This window comes from Dyadobacter psychrotolerans, assembly GCF_004349265.1.
GTDB classification, from domain to species: Bacteria; Bacteroidota; Bacteroidia; order Cytophagales; family Spirosomataceae; genus Dyadobacter; species Dyadobacter psychrotolerans.
In genome coordinates this window covers 63,642-85,250 of sequence record NZ_SMFL01000010.1, presented here as the reverse complement: position 1 = coordinate 85,250, position 21,609 = coordinate 63,642, and the positions used below count along the sequence as shown (strand labels likewise).

The window sequence follows — 21,609 nt, the reverse complement described above, 5'->3', positions numbered from 1 at the left end:
TCAGAAATTAGAAACCAAAACGCAGACCGACCAGGTAGGATTTTGAAACAGGATAAGCACCTTCATCTACACCCAGGTGTTTGTCCTCGTTGTTATTGCCCGATCTTCTCAGGTTAATGTCAGGATCAAGACCTGTGTATTTGGTGAATGTGAACATGTTTTGACCTTGTATGTATACCTGTGCGGAAGCAATTTTGATTTTTTTCAAAAGCATCGGCGGTATTGTATACGTCAGCTGAATGTTTTTGATACGGAAATAAGAGCCATCTTCCAGGAAGTAAGAGGATACCTGCTGACTGGTAGCATCACCAGAGTTAAGTCTTGGAAGCTTGGCGTTATCACCGGATTGTTTCCAGGAGTTATATAACATGTCCTTCGATCTGTTACCCTGAAACACGTTGAAATCTGTCCAGTATCTGGTGTAGTTGAATATCTCATTTCCATATACACCCTGTCCAAATGCTGTCAGGTCAAACGCCTTGTATCCTACGTTCAGGTTCACACCGTAGTTGAAGTCCGGATGGGGGCTGCCGATAATAGTTCTGTCGGCAGCAGTGATGATTCCGTCTCCGTTTACATCTCTGAATTTGAAAACACCTTCACGGGTGTACGAACCAAATTTCGGAGCGGCGTCAGCTTCTGCCTGGTCTTTTATTACACCATCAACAAAGTATCCGTAGTAGCTGGCGATTGGATATCCGGCCTTGGTAGCTGACATGGCAGGAAGTCTGGTTGCAAATCCAAAAATGGTTGAGTTAGGGTCATTGTTCAGCTTTTCAACGTTGTTTTTATAATGGCCAAAATTTACACCCAATGTGTAGTAGAAGTCACCTCTTCTGTCGCGGTAGTTGATTCCGATATCAAAACCCTTGTTGGACACTTCTCCGATATTGGTATAAGGAATCGTTCCTGTACCGGCGGTACGGGGCATCGCTATCTGCGTAAGCATGTCTGTAGTTTTGCGGTTGTAAAAATCGAGTACGACTTCAAGTTTACTCTTTAATAAAACCGCGTCGATACCAATGTTTGTAGAAGTATTGGTTTCCCATTTTCCAGCTGCATTACCGAATTGGACAAGGTCAAATCCGCCGACAATGGATGAGCCGGTACCGTTAATATCGTACCCATTGTTAAGAGGATCAGCTGCATATAGTGTATATGCGTTATAAACATTTGGAATCAGCTGATTCCCTGTTTTACCCCAGCCGAAACGAAGTTTCAAATCATCCAAAACTTTGCGTGTTGGTTTCATAAAACCCAACTCAGTCATACGCATACCTACAGAAAACGCCGGGAAGATACCATAACGATAGGCTTCTGAAAAACGGGATGATCCATCACGGCGCAGGGTGAAATCCGCTAGTAAGAGGTCTTTATAACCGTAGTTGATTTTGCCGAATTGCGAAAAGAGGGCACTCCTGATAGCTCCTGCACCTGCATTTGCCAAACCAGCCGCAGAACCTGCATCCAGATAACGGTAGTCAAGGTCGTCAAAGGCGAATCCGCTTCTGCTTGCCTGAAATGCTGCTTCATAAGTCTTAACAGCCTCGGTACCTACTAAAATGTTGATGTTGTGAGATCCTGCGAATATTTTAGTGTAATTTAATGTATTGAACCAGGTAAATGAGCGATCCAGGTTATTAATTACGTTCAGGCTGTTCGCATTTCTTGCCTCAGCAGCTTCAATATCCCGGTGAAAATATTCCGAACGGTTCGACTGGTTATACTCAAGACCGAAACTGGTTCGACCGGTAAGTCCCGGCAAAATGTCAACCTGAGCATATGCGTTCCCAAAGACGTGTGTCCCTTTGGTAATATTATCTTTTTCACGATAAAGCCGTGCAAATGGGTTGGGTGCATTTCCTAAATTACTTCCCCGGCTTCCTGCAAAACCATTGTATGCAGATGTATTCTCGCCTCCAAGTTCTTTCGGACCTCCGGTGATGTCATAAACCGGAATAATAGGGTGGACACGAATGGCAAACATGATTGGATTACTTTCGTCATTGTTCGTTATTCCCTGTCTTTCGTCATAAGAGAAGGTCAGGTTTTCTCCTACTGTTACTTTTCCTTTGGTAAATTCAGTGTTTGCACGGATGGAGTAACGCTTGTAATTCGTGTATTTCAGAATACCATCTTGTTTGAAGTAGTTAGCAGAAATGGCATATTTCGCATTTTGAGAACCTCCGCTTGCACCTATCTGATAATTGGTAATAGGAGCCGGATCAAAAATAACATCCTGCCAATCAGTGCCTTCCTTATTTGCCTTTGTTATGTTAAAAGCGGTAGTCCCCAGTTTAGGATCGGCGATGTCATTGGTGTAGGTATAATTACTGGGAAGCGTTCCAAATACATTGGGATAAATATAATCTGCAATAGTCTGGTTTCCATTTTCATCAAATTTATACTGAGCTGATGGAGAAGTAGCCGACGGATTTTTGCCGGCACCTAGGTCAGACAAGTACAAATATTGCCCCAGTTCTTTTGTATTTAAGAGATCCAGCATTTTACCAGGGCGCTGAGTACCTGTGTAAAAGTCAAATGTCATACTTGGCGCTCCCGGTTTTCCTTTTTTAGTTGTAATAATCACAACACCGTTTGCAGCACGGGCACCGTAAATTGAAGCAGCTGATGCATCCTTCAGTACCTGCATGGATTCGATATCATTTGGGTTGATCTGATTTAGAGTTCCCTGTGTTGGCACACCATCAACTACATACAGCGGACTGTTATTATTAATAGATCCGAATCCTCTGATACGTACCATGGTGCCACCTCCCGGAGAGTTGTCGTTACCTACTGTAACTCCGGCAGCACGTCCCTGAAGCATTTGCGTAACACTGGCGGCAGGAACTGCGGTAAGCTCCTTTGTATTAATTACTGTTACAGCCCCGGTTATATCCTGCTTGCGCTGAGAAGCGTAGCCGGTTACTACCACTTCAGTTAAACTTTTAATGTCGTCGGAGAGCTTCGTGTCAATCACCGATCTGGTACCAACCGTAATTTCCTGCTTAATATAACCGATCGAAGAAAAGACCAGTGTAGCGTCTGCGCCGCTGGCTTCAATAGAATACTGTCCGTCAGCGTCGGTTACTGTTCCGACATTGGTACCTTTCAGTTGGACGTTTACTCCGGGGATTCCTGTTCCGTCAATAGCAGACGAAACTTTACCTGTAACTTTCTTTTCCTGCGCATAACTGACCGTACAGCATAGCGTCGTCAGTAAGAGGATGATTAACCATAAGTGGCTTCGTAGATTTTCTTTCATAGTAAATTTGTTCGTGTTAAAAATGTATAAGTTTTTATCAAAATACTTTCAAAATTACATTAATCGGTGACAAATAGAAATTAATAAAGGATTAAAATAAGAAAAAATATAAATATAATAATGGTTACAAAATGAGTGTTTCTGATTATTATCCTACTAAACAAACGTTTGCACTTACCGTCATAATCTTGATTTCATGCTAAGTGGACTATACGTTTTTAACCAAAATATTGGGCACAGATTTTTGCAACTCAAGGATTACATTTGTGGTTATTCTATTAACCTCGGGTGAAAAAGAGGAAAAAAACGGATTGGATGGAATTGGAACAAACGATTGATGTTACACTTGAAGGCCAGGATCTGATAGAAGTGCAGGGAGCCAGAGAGCATAATTTAAAAAATATTGACGTCAGCATTCCCCGCAACAAACTGGTTGTTGTAACCGGTATCAGCGGAAGCGGGAAATCTTCTCTTGCCTTCGATACGATTTATGCGGAAGGGCAAAGACGTTACATGGAAAGTTTTTCGGCTTATGCCCGAGGCTTTATTGGAGAAATGGAACGTCCCGATGTTGATAAGATCAGTGGCCTTTCTCCGGTAATCAGCATCGAGCAAAAAACGACTTCACGAAACCCGCGATCTACGGTTGGTACGGTAACTGAAATTTATGACTTCCTGCGTTTGCTGTATGCGAGAGCGGGTGAGGCCTATTCGTATGTAACGGGCAGGAAAATGGTGAAACAGTCCCAGGACCAGATTGTCAATCAGCTGATGACGCAGTTTCTGGGACAGAAAACGGTGTTGCTTGCACCTGCTGTGAAAGGCCGTAAAGGGCATTACCGCGAGCTTTTTGTCCAGATTGCAAGGATGGGTTATACCAAAGTGCGTGTGGACGGGGAAGTACAGGATATCGTTCCAAAAATGCAGCTGGACCGTTACAAGGTCCATGATATTGAAATAGTCGTCGACCGTGTGGTTCCTAAAAAGGAAGAAGATGATCCACAGTCACGGTATCGTTTGAGCCAGTCGGTTGCTACGGCTATTAAACAAGGAAAAGGTGCGCTTATGGTTTTAGACCAAAAAGGCGAAACCTATTATTTCTCCCAAAACCTGATGGATCCGGAATCGGGTATCAGTTATGACGATCCTGCACCGAATGCATTTTCGTTTAACTCACCTTATGGCTGGTGTCCGACCTGCCAGGGTTTGGGCGTTGTAGAGGAAATTACGGAAGAATCCATCATGCCGGATAAATCCCTGAGCATTAGCAAGGGAGGTATTGCGCCAATGGGAGAATACAGGGAAGCCTGGATTTTCAAGCAGCTGGAAGTATTGCTGAAACCGTTCAAGGTAAACATGTCCACGCCTTTGAATAAATTTCCGGAGGAAGCAATCAAAATGGTTCTTTTTGGAAGTGAAGATGCGGTTCCTGTTCCTTCAAAAAAATATCCGGGAACAGAATGGGAAACGAAGTTTGACGGGATTATTAACTTTTTGAAACGCCAGCAGGAAACCGGAAACGATAAAATCCAGGATTGGTTGAAAGATTTTCTGGTTATTCAAACCTGTCCTGAATGTAACGGGAAACGATTAAGAAAGGAATCCCTGCATTTTAAAGTAGACGGAAAGGACATTGCCGAGCTTTCCAATAGCGATATCCGCGTGCTGGCCGACTGGCTGGTGAATCTGGAAGACCGCCTTGAAGAAAGACAGCGTGTGATCGGTCATGAGGTTTTGAAAGAAATCCGTAAAAGGGTTGGTTTTCTGCTGGATGTCGGATTGGATTATCTGACTTTAAACAGAGCTTTAAGAACGCTTTCGGGCGGTGAAGCACAAAGGATCAGGTTGGCTACACAGATTGGAACACAGCTGACAGGCGTTTTGTATATCATGGATGAGCCAAGCATCGGATTACACCAACGGGACAACGTACGTTTGATTAATTCGCTGAAAAGTCTGCGTGATCTGGGCAATACGGTCTTGGTGGTTGAACATGATAAAGACATGATGCTTGCATCCGATTATATCCTGGACATCGGGCCGGGAGCCGGAAGGCATGGCGGAAATGTTGTAGGTGCGGGTACGCCGGAAGAATTTATTAAAAACGGCTCACTGACTGCAGAATATCTGAGTGGACGGGAAAGTATTGCAGTACCCAAAAAACGCAGGAAAGGAAACGGAAATGTTATTTCGCTGAAAGGCTGCACGGGTCACAATCTTAAAAATGTAAATCTGTCATTCCCGCTGGGGACAATGGTTTGTGTTACCGGTGTGAGCGGAAGCGGGAAATCGTCGCTGATTCATGAAACGCTGTTCCCGCTGTTAAATCAGTATATTTATAAATCAAGACGTGAACCTCTTGCCTACAAAAGCATTGAAGGACTTGAACATATTGATAAGGTAATTGAGGTGGACCAGTCTCCGATCGGACGGACACCACGTTCAAATCCGGCTACATATACCAATCTTTTCAGTGACATCCGTATCCTATTTGCAGAGCTTCCCGAGGCGAAGATCCGTGGTTACAAACCTGGTCGTTTTTCATTTAATGTGAAAGGCGGAAGATGTGAGGATTGTGAGGGAGCGGGTATGAAAAAAATTGAGATGGATTTCCTGCCGGATGTACATGTCAATTGCGAAACCTGCAAAGGAAAACGGTTCAACCGTGAGACTTTGGAAGTTCGTTTTAAAGGAAAATCGGTGGCGGATATTTTGGATATGACAGTGGAAACAGCACTTGAATTCTTTGAAAATCAGCCCCGTATTTTGAGAAAGGTACAGACATTGAACGACGTCGGCCTGGGTTATATTACGCTTGGGCAGCATGCTACTACGCTTTCCGGCGGAGAAGCACAGCGTGTGAAACTTTCGGAAGAATTGTCGAAAAGAGATACCGGTAAGACACTTTACATTCTGGATGAACCTACAACCGGGCTTCATTTTCAGGACATCCGCCATTTGCTCAATGTTTTGAACAAACTCGTCGAGAAAGGAAATACGGTTTTGACAATTGAGCACAATCTGGATGTAATTAAAGTGGCTGACCATGTAATTGATGTAGGACCCGAAGGCGGGGCATTAGGCGGCCGTATTATCGCAGAAGGTACCCCGGAAAAGGTTTCAAAGGTGAAAGGCAGTTATACCGGACATTTTTTGAAAGAGGAGTTGAAGGGGTGAGGGTGCTAACAGGGAAACTCCTATGGAGTTAATTGGGATGTTGTTTTAATGTTTTTCTATAAACAGGATGCCCCGATGGGGCAAATTCTGTGTTGCGATTGCTGCTTCATAGAAGCCACCTGTTTATAGAAGAGCCGTCACAACCAGAGTGGTGGCGGGCTCCTTAGGAGCCTTCTTTCTATCAGGGCAGCTTGTCATCTATGACACAATATTTTCCGAAAACCAAATCTACTCCCGATGCGAAACTTCCTCTCCTAAATTAAAACATCTCCGGCAACGCGCTTCGTAAAGATCTGTTTCTCCCAATAATACACGTTCATTGGATTCTGAAAGGCGGTATGAATGCGAGGCTACTTCACCGCAAACCATGCAGATTGCATGCACTTTGGTGACAAATTCCGCAATGGCCATCAGCTGCGGCATGCAGCCAAATGGTTTACCCAAGTAATCCATATCCAGCCCGGCAACGATCACGCGTTTTCCTGAATTTGCCAGTCCATCAACCACTCCGACAATATTTTCGTCAAAAAACTGTACTTCATCAATTCCGACAACTTCGCAATCTTCGGCCAATTCGAGGATTTGTGCCGAGGATGAAACCGGTGTGGAACGGATATAATTGTCGTTGTGAGAAACAATGTTCTCGACATGGTAACGTTGATCCAAAGCAGGTTTAAAGATTTGTATTTTTTGACGCGCAATTTTGGCTCTGTTGAGTCTGCGGATCAATTCTTCGGTTTTTCCCGAGAACATGGAGCCACAGATCACTTCAACCCAGCCGGTTCTGGGGATCTGATTTGCTTTCCTGTTTAATGGTTCGATGAACATGTAAGTGGTATAATTGAATCAGGCAGACCTGACGTAACAGCTAATTTTATTTATCTTTACAAAGCAAACATATTTTTATTAAACACTTTCGTTAAAAAGATCTTATTCGTATGTCGAATAGTTTGAATTCAATTGCTCTCAATCAATACGCTGCCCGGTTCTCGACTACGGTTTTGAACGAAGTCTACCGGTCGCAGGATATAGTTACCGGTGCCCAGCTGCTAAAACTTACACCGGTACGCCAGGTGAACCTTGGAATGCTTAATCGTTTATTCGAACAGTGGAAAAGCAATGCGGAGTCTTTCCGCAGTGTGTTTTTTGATTTTGATAATGATGAAGTAAAACAGGCACTTCAGGCTTTTATGAACACTGCTTCCCAACACATTGCAGTAAAACGCACTGACCTGGAACCATTGCTGCTTGATTCTGTGAAGGATGCGCTGAAATTATTATTTACTCCGGAAGTTTACTTTGAGGAAAAAATAAGATTACCTGCCGATTCCGAATTTACACAGGAAAAGGCAGAACAGCTTGTGAAATACACTCATATCCATCGCGCCATGGGTGAAGCTTTGCTGCAAAAACTGGTGGAAAGCGGTTCTGAATCTGTTTATCAGACGCAGGCTATTAGCTGGGTTTTTGAAGTTAAAAATAATGCAGATCTGCTGGATGACAGAGACCCTTATCTTATACAGTTTTCAGAGATCTTCCCGCTTAACCTTTCTGAACTGCTTCCGAAGGAAGAACAAAAGGCAAACGTTGCTCCATTAAAATCTGAATCAAAATCTTTTTTTGACGCCGCTTTTGGAGAAAGTGAAACCGTAAGACCTGAACCTGCCGCCGCTCCGCAGCGTGCCGAACCTGGTGTAGCTGTTTTATCCGAAATTGTAGCTAAAACCAATTCAACAGAGCGGGAATCGCTTAATAACCGTTTTAAGTCTAATATGCCCGAACCGGGTGAAGATAAATCTTATGGAACGATACCTGTAAAAGTGGAAAGCATTGCAGCTTCCATTCCGTTGGGTCAAAGGTTTATGTTTGTAAATCAGCTTTTTAGCAAAAATAGCGAGCATTTCGAAAAAGCGATTTATGAGCTTGATATGGTAAAAAGTTATGAAGAGGCGCAAAATCTGATCTGGCATAGATATGCTTCAAAATATGCATGGGATGTCAATGGAGAAGCCGTTACTGCTTTATTGAATATTGTAAAAAGAAAATTTAGCTGATATTCAGCATAGTGGGCTGCCGGTAAATAACCGGCAGCTTTTTAACTGCCGCAGTAAATATGAAAGAGCGATCTGGATATTTATCTCGACAGAAAAACTTCATCATAATAATCTTCATTTTTGTTTTTCTACCGTGCAGAACTCCCGGTCAGGATTTTCCTTTTCCTGCCGGTGCCAGATCCTGGGGTATGGGCAGCGCAACGGTTGCTAATTCCGATAATAGTTCTGTCTTCAGCAATATTGCCGGACTTGCCGGTATTCAGGAAGCGGTTGTTATTTCTACCTACGATTCACATTATGGTTTTGACGGTATCAGCACGATCGGATTTGGCGGCGTTTTACCGTTAAGTGATGATTTTGGAGCGGGATTTACTGTTCAACGATTTGGTGATAAACTTTACAACCAGCTGGCTTTGGGAATTGGAGCCGGCCATAGAGTAGGGCGATTCAGTTTGGGTGCGAAGGTCAATTATCTTCAAAATGCTGTTAATGCACCTTCATTGACCATCAGCCGACATGCTATTGCAATCGAGTTTGGTGGAATTGTTCAGTTCTCGCCCCGTTTTTCGTTTGGTGCACATGTTTTTAATCTGACACAATTCTCTTATTCCGGCGATTATGGAAATCGCGTCCCTACTTTGCTGCGTGCCGGATTTCTTTACAAACCACAAAAGAGTCTGGTACTGACTGCCGAAATTGATAAAAACACAGATTTGCCTGTTTCTGTAAAAGGAGGTTTGGAATATCAGTTCTTGAAAAAACTATTCATCAGAACCGGCTTAAATTCCCGCCCGCTGACTAATCATTTTGGTGCAGGTTTTAAAGGTGGGAAGTTTTACTTCGATTATGCGGTGCATTCACATGCGCAGCTTGGCTGGTCGCATCACTTTTCACTGGGTTATTGTTTTTGGAAAAAAAAGGAGGAAGAGTAAATTTTTTATTCTGAAATAACATTCTTTTACCCGTCCGACGGCGAAAAAGCCGTGGGACGGGTAGCCTCTCCGGTCGCATGGCTTTTTTGCCATCCGACCGGTAAAAAACTAGTTGCTAATTAATTCCAAAAACATCCTCTTTGCCTGATCCAGCGCTTCCAAATCAATATTAATCAATTCATTTTTTTCTTTTGCAAAGTCGATCAGTCTTTCGCTTGGCATGTTTCCAATCAGATCGTTTTGAGCCATCGGACAGCCGCCGTAACCCAGCAGTGCACCATCAAAACGCCGGCAGCCGGCAAGATAGGCGGTTTCTGTTTTTTCTTCCCAACGATCTTGGGTTGTATGGAAGTGTGCTCCAAATTCCAGATCAGGCCATTTTGGAATAAGTGCTGAAAAAAGTGCTTGAATATCTTCTGTTTTTGCAACGCCAACTGTATCAGCGAGGGAGAAAATTTTGATTCCAAACTGACTAAGTTTTTCAACCCACTGCATTACAATTTCCGGATTCCATACGTCGCCATACGGATTCCCGAAACCCATTGAAAGATAAATAACCAGTTCCTTTCCGGCTTTTTCGCAAAGCGCCGCAATGCGCTGAACACGAAGAAGTGATTCCTCAATTGTTGCGTTGGTATTTCTAAGCTGAAATGTTTCAGAAATTGAAAAAGGGTAGCCCAGATAGGTTATTTTTTCAAACGTACAGGCTTCCTGTGCACCACGCTCGTTTGCAACAATGGCCAGCAATTTTGAAGCCGATACCGAAAGATCAAGTTTTTCAAGAAGCGCAGCTGTGTCACTCACCTGCGGCATGGCTGTTGCAGATACGAAACTGCCAAAGTCAATGGTATCAAAACCAACCCGAAGCAGTTGGTTGAGGTAAGCGATTTTTTGATCAGTAGGGATAAACGGATGATAGCCCTGCCAGGCGTCTCTCGGGCATTCGATAATTTTCATGTTTTGCAATTTAAATGATCGTACCGTTTTTGCAGGAAGATTGAATTTAAATTTTAAAGAAAATTCCTTCGGACAGGAAACTCCTGCGGAGTTGAGAAGGTCTATGAATTCTTTTCTATAAACAGGATGCCCTTTGGGCAGCTTTTGAATCAGAATTTAAAATTCCAGTTCAAAAGCTACCTTAAAATTCCTAAATATTACATCAAAATAGGAGCAAGGTCTTTCTCATTTTCTGCCAGCCAGGCCGTGATCTCTTCCACAATCAGACGTATGCCAATTTCGGGTTTCCAGCCGGTTAAAGCGGTAACTTTTGTGTTATCAGTTACGTACAAACGAATATCTGCAGTGCGGTTTTCCGGAACCACCTTAATCGGAATTGTCTTTCCGGTTACTTCCTGACAAACTTTTGTAAGTTCCTGCAACGACGCACTGCTTTCAAGTCCGCCGCCGGCATTCAGGATTTCTCCGTTTACTTTGTCAAGATTATGAAGCTGCCAGTCGATCAAACGATAAAGATCAGCTACGTGCAGCATATCACGGGTTTGTTTGCCGGTTCCACCGTAGCCAAAATAACCCAGCTGCTGATTAAAATAGTGTTTTGCAATCCATAAGACCATTACGCCCTGATCAACCTTACCCATTTGCCAGGGACCGGTAATAACACCGCAACGGTTAATTACTGTTTTAAGGTTGTAAAACTCGTTGTATTCCTGAATGATCAGTTCGGAAGCAAGCTTGGTGGTTCCATACAATGATCTTGCGCCATTCAACGGAAAGTCTTCGGCTATTCCCTTTGAAGAAACACCCGGAACCGGCTGGTCGTCGGATAGTGCAAAACGGGTTTCTTCTTCAACAAAATTTAAAGTTTCAATCGTTTTGATCGGATACACCCGGCTTGTCGACAGAAATATAAATGCAGCTTTATGTTTCAGCGCGTAATTAAGGCAGTTCACCGTTCCCACCAAATTGGTATTGATCAGATAATCGGGTGTGCCGTCCAATCCTGCAAGCACCGAAGGTTCCGCAGAAGCTTCAATAACGGTATCCACAGCCGGAATACTGTCAAAATCTTCTTTATTTCTTATGTCTCCGTGAACAAATTCAACACCAGCTTTTTTTAACCGGGTCAGGTTAAGCTCGGAGCCACGGCGTTTTAAATTGTCGAGAGCAAATATCTGGTAGTCAGGATAATTAAGTTTAAGTGATATTGCTAAGGCGGAGCCTACGAAACCTGCACCTCCTGTAATTAGTATCTTCATAAAAGAAATTGGTGATTGAATGAAAGTGAATGTGTGATGAACCAAAGTCCAAAGTTAGGATCATTCAATAAGAATGGATAGTTAACGTCACATTTTTTGTGTTTTTGGAAAGAAATCGTGCTTTTGCTTCCTGCTAAATAATTATTGTCTTTAAATAGTAAGTAACTTGCGTTCACTTCTTTAATGGGTTGATACCCGCTCTGCCACAAAAGTCGGTTCTGTGGCGTAAAAGGAATAAAACCAGTTTATTTATGCGCGTTTTTACCATTGTTTTATCTGTTTTGGTACTGAAATCGGTATGTTCTTTTGGGCAGACAGCGTCGTCAGAACCAAACGGAATTTCTTTAGAAACTCCGCCGGAAACCAGCTATCCGGTTTCACTTTATAAGACCGCTACGGCCCAATCTCAAAACCTCTACAACGGCCGGCTTTACTATATCTACGATTCCCGAATGGAAGAACACCAGTTTTTCGAAGAAAGGAAGTGGAAAAAGGGAATTGTCTTTTATGAAGGACAGCGGTTTGACAGTGTCGCTTTGATGTATGATCTGGTTAGGGATGAGCTGGTTATAAAACATTTGAACGGCGATCCGATGTTATTACAGTCTGAAAAGGTTGATTATTTCTGGAATGAGGGGCACACCTTCAAACGATTTGAATCTGGAAAGGATATCACTCCGCAGATGCGTACCGGTTTTTATGATCTTGTATATAATGGCGAATCGCAGCTTCTGGTACGCAGGACAAAACAGCGTCAGGAGAAAATTGTGGACAAACGGGTGATCGCTTATTTCCCTGAGAAAAGCTTTTTCTACATCAGAAAAAATGGAAAGTATAATTTCGTCCGTTCAAAAAAATCGGTACTTGCTTTGTTTCCTGAATACAAAAAACAACTCAGAAAAGCACTGCGGGACGAAAATATTGCTTTTAGACCAGAAAGAGAAACAGCCATTGCCAAGATGGTTGCAACGTATGACGCATTAGCCAAACCATGAAAAAACTTTTACTCTTCACCTTTCTCTTTTGTTCAGTATTGTGTCTCCAAAATTCCTTTGGACAAAATGTGCCTGAGAAAAAGATTACAATGCGTCTTGATTCTGCCCGTTTTCATGATTTTGTAAAACAGGTTGAATCACAAACCGAATACTTCTTTTATTACGATGCCGTCCGTTTCGACTCGCTTTCACTGGACCTGAATGTTGAAAATCAAACTATCCGGGAGGTTTTGGACCAGGTTTTCAAAGGTTCTGAATTTGAATATGCCATCGATGGCCAAAAACGTATATATATTACCCAGGGGCCGAGGATCATTACACAACTTCAGCCTGGGCTGTTCGATCCTAATGCTGTTGAAAATGGTGCGGTAACTTATGCCGGGCCGGAAGACGGCGTGAGGGAAAAGCTGCTTTCTTCCGCTGAGAGTAAAGTCCATGAAATTGGCATAAAAAAGACAAAAATTACACCGGGTAATTCCACGCTCACGGGTTATGTCAGAAATGCCATTACAGGTGAACCTGTGATCGGAGCTGCTGTTTATATCGAGTCACCCTCGATTGGTGTGACTACGGATGCGCTTGGATTGTATGCTTTAAGCATTCCGCGGGGCAAGCAACTTGTCAGAATTAAAAGTTTTGGAATGCGCGAAACCCAGCGTCAGGTTATCCTCTATTCCGATGGAAAACTGGACATCGAAATGCGCGAAAGCGTGATTGCGCTAAAAGAAGTTTCCGTAAAAGCAGGAATGGACAAAAACGTGGTAAGCACGCAGATGGGACAGGTGAAACTGACCATTAAAAATCTCAAGCAAGTACCAACTGTTTTTGGTGAAACAGATTTGCTTCGTACGATTCTTACCCTGCCTGGTATTAAATCTGTTGGTGAAAATAGCACAGGGCTAAACGTTCGCGGAGGGTCTACGGATCAAAACCTGATCCTTTTTAACGATGCAGTAATTTACAATCCTTCCCACCTTTTTGGGTTTTTCTCTGCGTTTAATCCTGATGTATTAAGGGATGTGGAGTTATATAAAAGTACAATTCCTTCCAAATTTGGCGGTAGGTTATCTTCCGTACTTGATATCAACAGCCGTGACGGAAATAAGAAAAAATTTGTGGCTTCCGGTGGGATCGGACTGGTAACAGGGCGATTAACCGTAGAAGGCCCGATAGTTAAAGATAAAACGTCTTTTCTGCTTGGCGGGCGTTCAACCTATTCCAATTGGGTAATTAAAGCACTGGATAATCCAGCTTACAACAAAAGTTCAGCCTCGTTTTATGATGTCAACCTGCATGTGAGCCATGAGATCAATGAGAAAAATAGTTTGTTTTTAACCGGTTATGTCAGCGATGACCGTTTCAGATTGTATGGTGATACACTTTACACCTATCAGAATCAGCTTGCTGCTTTAAAATGGAAACATACTTTTAACCCGAAACTTTACAGCGTTTATACCGTTTCGCACAGTCAGTACAAATATTCCATGGGTGCTTCGGGTCTACCGCTTAACTCCTTTGACCTGAAATTTAATATTCAGCAGTCCAACTTTAAGGCCGATCTCAGTTATGTTATTGATCCAAGACATACGCTTGATTTTGGTGTAAGCTCAATATATTACAAATTAAAGCCCGGAACATTTACTCCGCGGGGTGCCGAATCTCTGATCATTCCGGATACACTGCAGCCGGAGCAGGCTCTCGAAAGCGCGATTTATATTGAAGACAAATTTGAGGTTAATCCCCGCCTTTCCATCACAGCCGGTATCCGTTTTTCTTTTTACCAATATCTTGGACCCAAAACGGTTAACAATTATCTGCCAGGTTTTCCGGTTGACTACATCTATGAAAACGGAACAGAAAAATTCGGTTCAGGAAAGACGATCAAGAACTATGGCGGACCCGAGTACCGGGCTTCGATGCGTTACAGTGTTTTGGACAATCTTTCCCTGAAACTCAGTTATAACACTTTACGGCAATACATCCACTTGCTGACCAACACGATGACGGTTTCTCCGACTGACATCTGGAAGTTAAGTGACAAGTATGTGAAGCCACAAATCGGGGATCAGGTTTCGCTTGGGCTGTACCGTAATTTCAGAGGAAATAAGATTGAGGTTTCTTTGGAGGGTTATTACAAAAACATCAAAAACTTCCTCGATTACAAAGGCGGTGATTCGCTGATCATGAACCACAACATCGAAGCGGCTGTGCTAAATACGAAAGCCAAGGCGTACGGTGTTGAATTTATGGTAAAAAAAATGACCGGAAAGCTTAACGGATGGCTGGGTTACACTTACTCCCGCACGCTGCTAAGGGCAACGGATCGTGAGTCGGTAGATGCGCCGAATAAAGGCAACTGGTACCCGAGCAACTACGATAAACCCCACGATTTTACGATGATCAGCAATTACCGCTTCTCACATCGTTTCAGTGTTTCTCTAAACTTTACTTACAGCACCGGCAGGCCTTACACGCCTCCGATCGGGAAATATTACATCGATGGAGCACAAAGAGTTTATTATGCAGATCGTAACCAGTTCCGTATTCCAAATTACTACCGGACGGATCTTGCCATGAACATCGAAGGCAATCATAAGATCAAAAAGCTGGCACACAGCTCGTGGACGCTGGCAGTTTATAATTTATTTGGGAGAAAAAACCCGAGTTCGGTTTATTTTCAAACAGTTAATGGCCAGGTCAACGGTTATCAGCTTTCGATTTTTGGACAGCCTATTCCTACGATTACTTACAATTTCAGATTCTAAGCAGGAATGTTATGAAATATAATTTATTGAAATTTAGCTTTTTTATCCTGCTCCTCTGTGTGGATAGCTGTATCGAACCCTTCTCTCCGCCGGAAGTAAATTCGGATGAAAAATATCTGGTTGTTGATGGTTTTCTGAATGCAGGCAGCGATACAAGTAAAATTGAACTTCGCCGGACACAAAATACAAATGACGGATCGGCGATATCGGTTGAAACCGGTGCCAAGATTTCTGTTGAGATGGAATCCGGGACGGCCTATTCTTTCACTGAAAAAGGAAAAGGGGCTTATTTTCTTCCTCCGATTAATGTAAATCTTTCAGGAAAATACCGGCTCAGGATCAAAACTGCCGGCGGGAAGGAATATATGTCGGATTATGTTCCTGTTACGACAACACCTCCGATTGACAGTCTGGGTTCTGTTTACGATGCCGAACGGGATGCTATGGTTATTAAGGTAAATACACACGACCCGACCAACAAAACACGGTTTTACAAATGGAAGTTTGAAGAAACCTATCAGTACAGGGCAGCGTATTATTCTACGCTGGTTATTGATACAAAAAAGAATGAGATCGTCTATCGGAATGAAGACATTAATCTGTGCTGGAAATCGGCATTTTCTACGAACATCACACTGGGTTCTACCATCAAGCTGAGCGCCGACGCGATACGGGATTTGCCGATCAACGTCGTACCGATCAGTACCAATAAATTTTATATCAAATATAGTATTCTGGTCAAGCAGTTTGGTCTAACGCAGGACGCTTTTGAGTACTGGACGGCGCTGGCCAAAACGACTCAGGGAACCGGAAGTCTTTTTGACCCGCAGCCATCACAGGTAACCGGTAATATTAAAAATATTGCGAATCCAAAAGAACTGGTATTCGGCTATTTCAGTGCTTCCCGGGAAACTTCAAAACGGATTTTCCTGACGCCTAACCGCGGACTGTATCCAAGGTGCGATCCGCCTGATACTTTGTCGGTGGCAGATGCGCTTAAAGCCAGCGGCATTATGCTAATCAGTTATCAGGGTGAAAGAATGGATAGCGTTTTAACAACTTCCAGCTTTTGCGCGGATTGCCGTGCACAGGGTGGAACAAATATCAGACCTCCTTTTTGGCAATAACTATATCGGTGAAGATTATGATAAAAAGATATAAAAAAATATTGCTCCTCTTTTTAACCTTGGCTGTTGGTTCTGCCAGGAGTTACGGGCAGGATGATCCGATGGTAAAATCGCTGAAAGACAGGTTTAATCTTTACAGCACTACTGCTTTACAGGAAAAAATATATGTGCATCTTGACCGCTCTTTCTATCTGATAGGAGAAACGATCTGGTTTAAGGCATATAATCTGGACGGGTCCCGCCATCGTTTTCTGGATATGAGCAAAGTGGCTTACCTGGAAATACTCGACAAAGAGAATAATGCCGTCGCTCAGACCAAGTTTTCTCTTCTGAAAGGCAAAGGAAACGGATCGCTGCTGATTCCGGCTTCGGTTGTAAGCGGGAATTATAAAGTAAGATGTTATTCCAACTGGATGAAAAATTTCGGTGCAGATTATTTCTTTGAAACCGATATTACGGTTGTAAACCCATTTCTGAAATTTGATCCCGAGCCGGATGCTAAAAAGGAAATCACGTATGACGTACAGTTTTTCCCGGAAGGCGGATATCTGGTAAAAGGTCTTGAAAGTAAGGTTGCGTTTCGTGCAGCAGGACCGGATGGAAAAGGGATCCAATTTAAAGGGGTTGTTGTCAGTGGGCAAAATGATGAAATCGTAAAGTTTCAGCCTGGTAAATTTGGTATCGGAAGTTTTATTTTTAAACCTCAGACAACCGACACTTACCGTGCAATAATTACCGACAGCCAGGGCAAAGAACATACCTATCCATTGCCTCAGGTACAGGAAAGAGGTTATGTGATGCGCGTGACTGATTCGACTTCCAATTTGATTAAGGTAAGTGTAATCCGTCCGGCAGAAGAGGAGCAATCCGTGGTTTATCTACTAGCTCATACAAGACAAATCAACCCGATTGCAGATAAAAAAAGCTTTGCAGGAAACAGGACTGAGTTCCTGATCAACCGCGCACAGCTGGGCGAAGGCATTTCTCATATGACTATTCTCAATGAAAAACTCAAACCAGTTTGTGAAAGACTGTATTTCAAAAGGCCTGAAAAACGGCTGAATATTGAAGCGGGCGTGGGCAAGCCTGAATTTGCTACAAGGGAAAAAGTAACAATGAATTTGTCTGCTGAAACAACAGGCAGTTTGACGAATATGTCCGTTTCGGTTTTTCTGACCGACAGTATCCAGGCCTTAGCACAAAATGATATTTCAAGTTATTTCTTTCTTACTTCGGACCTGAAAGGGCGTATTGAAGATCCCGCCTATTACTTTCAAAACAATACAAAGGAAACGGATCGTCAACTGGATGATCTGATTATTTCGCATGGCTGGCGCAGGTTTAAATGGGAAGATGTCTTTGGCGGAACATTACCCAAATACCAGCATCTTCCTGAATTTGACGGACATCTGGTTTTGGGCAAAGTATTGAACATATCCGACAACAGTCCGGCTCCGGGGATTGATTCCTACCTTGCAGCGCTGGATTTTCCTGCAAAGCTTTATGTGAACCATAGTGATGCGGAAGGTAATTTTATGTTTGAACTTAAAAATTTTACCGGTGCAAAAGAGGTCACGCTGCAAACCAATCTGCTGCGCGATTCTACCTATAAATTTGAGATCAGTAATCCCTTTTCAAAACAGTTTTCTCAGGCTGCTGTTCCTGCTTTTAAGTTTGATAAAAATCTGGGTAATCCGTTGTTGACACGCAGCATCAATATGCAGAGCGGCAACTCCTTCTTGCCACGTTTGTTTACAACCCGTAAAGCAGTTCTGACAGATTCTCTGGCGTTTTTTGGTGTGCCTGATGAGAAGTATTTTCTGGATGATTTTACCCGTTTCCCAACAATGGAAGAAGTTTTGAGGGAATATGTAAGAGGAGTTGTGGTCAGAAGAAGAGATAAAGGTTTTCACTTCCGGATGGTGGATAAGTTGCTGCCTAATACGTTTTACAAAACAGATCCACTTGTTTTGCTGGACGGTATCCCGGTTTTTAACGTAGATAAAATCATGGAAATTGATCCCCTTAAAATTAAAAAAGTAGAATTGCTGAGTTCCTGGTATCTGTTGGGTGCAATGAATTTTACGGGTATTGTCAGTTTTTCTACCTACAAAAATGATCTTGCCGGTTTCGAACCTGATCCGCGTGTGCTCATTACGCAATACGAAGGTGTGCAGGCGCAACGGGAATTTTATGCGCCAAAATATGACAGCCAGACGGAACTTGTCAGCCGCCTGCCCGACTTCCGAAATTTACTTCACTGGGCTCCGAATGTAGTGACGGACCAAACCGGAAAAGCGCAAATTCAGTTTTTTACCTCCGAACAAACAGGCTCTTATAAAGTTGTGGTGCAGGGTATTACTGAAAAGGGTGTTGCCGGCAGCAAGACTTTTAATTTTTATGTTGGGAAGCGGAGTTTGTAGGGGAAGGGCGGCTTAAGGGACTATTACGAATTTATTTTAATAGTGGGTACTTATCTGATGATAAAAAGTAAAGTGATCACGACACTTAAAATTCTAGGCGTAATACTTGGTAGCATGATCTTGGTTCTGAGTATTTTCATCTTTATCTTTATTTATTTTGGTGATGCAGGTTGTGGAAATGAGATTTACCAAACCATCTATTCTCCTGATCATTTAAAAAAAGTTTTAGTTTATGATAGAGATTGTGGTGCTATAACGGGTTTTTCAACACATGTTACATTATTAGATACCAGTGAGGCTACAAGTAGCGGTGGTAATTTGTTTGTTGCGGATAGTGATCATGGCCGTGCTAAGGCACATGAGCAATATCAAACGCTCATTGATATCCAAGTCTTGTGGATCAATGATCGAACATTAGAAATTGAATATGATGGGAAGGCCAGAGTATTTACTAAAGTTGATCAATTGGCAGATATCGATATAATTTATATTAAAAAATAAAGTGCATTATGAAGCTGGCTAAGCTCTGAAGTTATACATCGACATTTGTGCGGTAAAGAAACCCGGGTGTAAAAGCTAGTAAAATTGCGAATACGGCCTATTCATTATTTGTAATACGAAAATTTAAGAAAAAAATCCGTCCTCACTACAACCAAATCAAAAGCGAAAGGGTCTCCTGATTACCTATTAATCTTTATCCTTAGCAAATGAAAAATATTACCGCTGCAATTCTGCTTTTTCTTGTGCTTACCGGCAGCAGCTGCCAGTTAGACAATTTACAGCCTGATCCAATTATTATCGTTGATCCGCCTTTTGCTACACTTATTGGCAAGGATAGTATCACTTCCGGGAATTATTTGGGAATTGGAATTAACGAAGAAGCTCAAAAGATTTATTCTGCAACGCAATCGCTGGGGCAAACAGACAGTATTACACATATCAACATTGTCAGTAATTTTTCGGTAAACCTTGCAGATTTACAGGGCCGCATTCCGCTTTATGATTACATTGTATTCGATGAGGCAAAAGGAACGGATTCGGGAGTACAATTATCGTTTGAATCCGGAAAGGTTAAAAGTATTTACCTGAACAGCGGAAAGTCTATTAAGCAGTGGCCGTCTAATTCAACGGTGGAACTGTCGGTCCGTATCGGCGACCGAGCAACTGATGTTTATCCAAAACTGGTAAAAATCCGCAACAATGGTACATACGCCCACAAGTTTGAGCGATTGTTGCTGGCAACCAAAACGCTTTCAACACCTTACGACGTATTGATGGCCCGTTCGCCACAGTGGTACTTTGTTCGAAGAACTGGAGCTGGTCTTTGGGAATTGATAAAAATCCATTTTAAGGATGGCAAGGTGCTCTACATAGAAGTCGATAAATACAGGAATTGATGCCTTTTAATAAGAATCTGGTGTAAATTCAAGATAATCAGTTTGTTGTCAGCTTCTTTTTAATAATGTAACCAGATTATTTTATTAAATTTATTTATTCAATCATCCTGTATCCATGAAAGCCGCACTGTATTGTCTCTTCGTAACTTTATTATTTGTTAGCACTGCATGTGATGACAATATGGTAAAACCAGTGTCTGATCAGGAGGTATACTTTGAAGTTTCTTATACCAATTTTGCCTGGGGAGAGCAGTTCAGAGGTTTTTTAATAGACAAGGATGGGAAAATCAAAACGTATGATAAACCGGCTCAGTGGAATAAAGTAACTGAAAAATCGGGGTTGTCTGTAGCCCAGCTCAAAGAAAATCTTTCAAATTCTGTCAATACAGATAAAAGTGTTTCTATGGCGGAGTTAAAAGAGAATATTTCAAAAATAAGCTCGATAGGAAACAGTTTTTCCAAACCGGTAGCAAAAGGAGCAGATCAGGGGCAAACTCTGTTTTATGCTTATCGTTACGACGCGGAAAAATTGATTTATACACCAATTCTGCTTAGCCAGACAGGAGATGTTGAAAGCCATAATACAGATGCCGCCGCCATAGAACTTTCAGCCTGGCTGGCTGGTGTTCTTGCGAAGGTTTACTGACGAACGTGGAGTAGTAATAATGGCGTAGAACAGAGAATTCATTAATAAGAAAGGCTGTCATTTTTTGAACAGCCTTTCTTGCATAAAAGAGGTTATTCTTAAATATAAAATTCTGACGTGTGCTTAATTTCTTTAAGTACAAATGTGCTGTTCAGTACACCGATATTATCGATTTTAGATAGTTTATATTTTACGAAATCATGGTATTCATCCAGACTTCCAACATTTATTTTAAGCAAAAAATCAACCTGACCGGCCATGTGATAACATTCCTGTACTTCCTCCAGATTTTGAATTTCCTGCTCGAATTTTTCAATAAAAGCTTCATTGTGGTAGCGCATGGAAACCTGACAGATGGTTGTTACCGAGCGGTTAATAAGCTTTTTGTCCAAAATGGCCACATACTGTTTGATAAATCCCAGGCTTTCCAGTCTTCTGATCCGCTCGTAGATTGGTGAGATGGTCAGGTTCAGCATGGTAGCTATTTCCTTGGTTGTCTTTTTTGCATCTTTTTGCAGGATCCTGAGGATTTTAGTATCGATTTTATCAAGTTGCTCCATAATGGAATAATATTTACTGCAGTTAATTACGAATACAAGTGATCAAAGT

The 21,609-nt window shown here is 42.3% G+C and carries 15 protein-coding genes; 10 read left to right on the top strand and 5 right to left on the bottom strand.

All coding sequences use genetic code 11. From position 1 onward, the window contains the following. Nucleotides 1-7: 7 nt before the first annotated feature. Nucleotides 8-3,268: a SusC/RagA family TonB-linked outer membrane protein gene (locus E0F88_RS23345; protein ID WP_131960703.1), complete on the bottom strand. Its 3,261-nt coding sequence runs from the start codon at nucleotides 3,266-3,268 to the stop codon at nucleotides 8-10. 315 nt (nucleotides 3,269-3,583) lie between these two features. Here E0F88_RS23345 and uvrA point away from each other — a divergent pair, with 315 nt between their 5' ends. Then, a complete protein-coding gene (gene uvrA / locus E0F88_RS23340; protein ID WP_131960702.1) occupies nucleotides 3,584-6,445 on the top strand; it encodes an excinuclease ABC subunit UvrA in 2,862 nt (953 codons plus the stop codon). Nucleotides 6,446-6,673: 228 nt separating this feature from the next. Here uvrA and E0F88_RS23335 read toward each other — a convergent pair whose 3' ends face one another. Beyond that, nucleotides 6,674-7,273 carry a thymidine kinase gene (locus E0F88_RS23335; protein ID WP_131960701.1) on the bottom strand — a complete coding sequence of 200 codons (600 nt, stop codon included), beginning with the start codon at nucleotides 7,271-7,273 and terminating at the stop codon, nucleotides 6,674-6,676. 110 nt (nucleotides 7,274-7,383) lie between these two features. Here E0F88_RS23335 and E0F88_RS23330 point away from each other — a divergent pair, with 110 nt between their 5' ends. Then, nucleotides 7,384-8,499 (top strand): DUF8457 domain-containing protein, encoded by a 1,116-nt coding sequence (locus tag E0F88_RS23330; RefSeq protein WP_131960700.1) that lies wholly within the window; start codon nucleotides 7,384-7,386, stop codon nucleotides 8,497-8,499. A gap of 59 nt (nucleotides 8,500-8,558) precedes the next feature. Next, on the top strand, nucleotides 8,559-9,431 hold the full coding sequence (locus E0F88_RS23325; RefSeq protein WP_131960699.1) for a PorV/PorQ family protein: 873 nt from the start codon (nucleotides 8,559-8,561) through the stop codon (nucleotides 9,429-9,431). 108 nt (nucleotides 9,432-9,539) lie between these two features. Here the strand turns inward: E0F88_RS23325 and E0F88_RS23320 are convergent, their stop codons facing one another. Both E0F88_RS23320 and E0F88_RS23315 read right to left on the bottom strand, forming a co-directional pair. Next, nucleotides 9,540-10,388, bottom strand: coding sequence for a hydroxymethylglutaryl-CoA lyase (locus E0F88_RS23320; protein ID WP_131960698.1), 849 nt, complete (start codon nucleotides 10,386-10,388; stop codon nucleotides 9,540-9,542). 197 nt (nucleotides 10,389-10,585) lie between these two features. Continuing rightward, complete coding sequence (locus tag E0F88_RS23315; protein WP_131960697.1) at nucleotides 10,586-11,647, bottom strand: NAD-dependent epimerase/dehydratase family protein; 1,062 nt, start codon at nucleotides 11,645-11,647, stop codon at nucleotides 10,586-10,588. A 251-nt stretch (nucleotides 11,648-11,898) separates the two neighbouring features. Here E0F88_RS23315 and E0F88_RS23310 point away from each other — a divergent pair, with 251 nt between their 5' ends. The 7 genes from E0F88_RS23310 (at nucleotide 11,899) to E0F88_RS23280 (ending at nucleotide 21,000) form a co-directional block, all read left to right on the top strand. After that, nucleotides 11,899-12,642, top strand: coding sequence for a hypothetical protein (locus E0F88_RS23310; RefSeq protein ID WP_131960696.1), 744 nt, complete (start codon nucleotides 11,899-11,901; stop codon nucleotides 12,640-12,642). Beyond that, nucleotides 12,639-15,407, top strand: coding sequence for a TonB-dependent receptor (locus E0F88_RS23305; protein WP_131960695.1), 2,769 nt, complete (start codon nucleotides 12,639-12,641; stop codon nucleotides 15,405-15,407). Before E0F88_RS23310 ends, E0F88_RS23305 begins: the two co-directional genes overlap by 4 nt. A gap of 11 nt (nucleotides 15,408-15,418) precedes the next feature. Next, complete coding sequence (locus E0F88_RS23300; RefSeq protein WP_131960694.1) at nucleotides 15,419-16,534, top strand: DUF4249 domain-containing protein; 1,116 nt, start codon at nucleotides 15,419-15,421, stop codon at nucleotides 16,532-16,534. Nucleotides 16,535-16,551: 17 nt separating this feature from the next. Further along, nucleotides 16,552-18,957 (top strand): hypothetical protein, encoded by a 2,406-nt coding sequence (locus E0F88_RS23295; RefSeq protein ID WP_229213881.1) that lies wholly within the window; start codon nucleotides 16,552-16,554, stop codon nucleotides 18,955-18,957. 72 nt (nucleotides 18,958-19,029) lie between these two features. Beyond that, complete coding sequence (locus E0F88_RS23290) at nucleotides 19,030-19,458, top strand: hypothetical protein (protein ID WP_131960693.1); 429 nt, start codon at nucleotides 19,030-19,032, stop codon at nucleotides 19,456-19,458. 206 nt (nucleotides 19,459-19,664) lie between these two features. After that, entirely contained in the window at nucleotides 19,665-20,354 is a 690-nt protein-coding gene (locus E0F88_RS23285; protein WP_131960692.1) for a hypothetical protein, read from the top strand. 115 nt (nucleotides 20,355-20,469) lie between these two features. Next, nucleotides 20,470-21,000 (top strand): hypothetical protein, encoded by a 531-nt coding sequence (locus tag E0F88_RS23280; RefSeq protein WP_131960691.1) that lies wholly within the window; start codon nucleotides 20,470-20,472, stop codon nucleotides 20,998-21,000. Nucleotides 21,001-21,098: 98 nt separating this feature from the next. Here the strand turns inward: E0F88_RS23280 and E0F88_RS23275 are convergent, their stop codons facing one another. Further along, a complete protein-coding gene (locus E0F88_RS23275; protein ID WP_131960690.1) occupies nucleotides 21,099-21,560 on the bottom strand; it encodes an Lrp/AsnC family transcriptional regulator in 462 nt (153 codons plus the stop codon). Nucleotides 21,561-21,609: the final 49 nt, after the last annotated feature.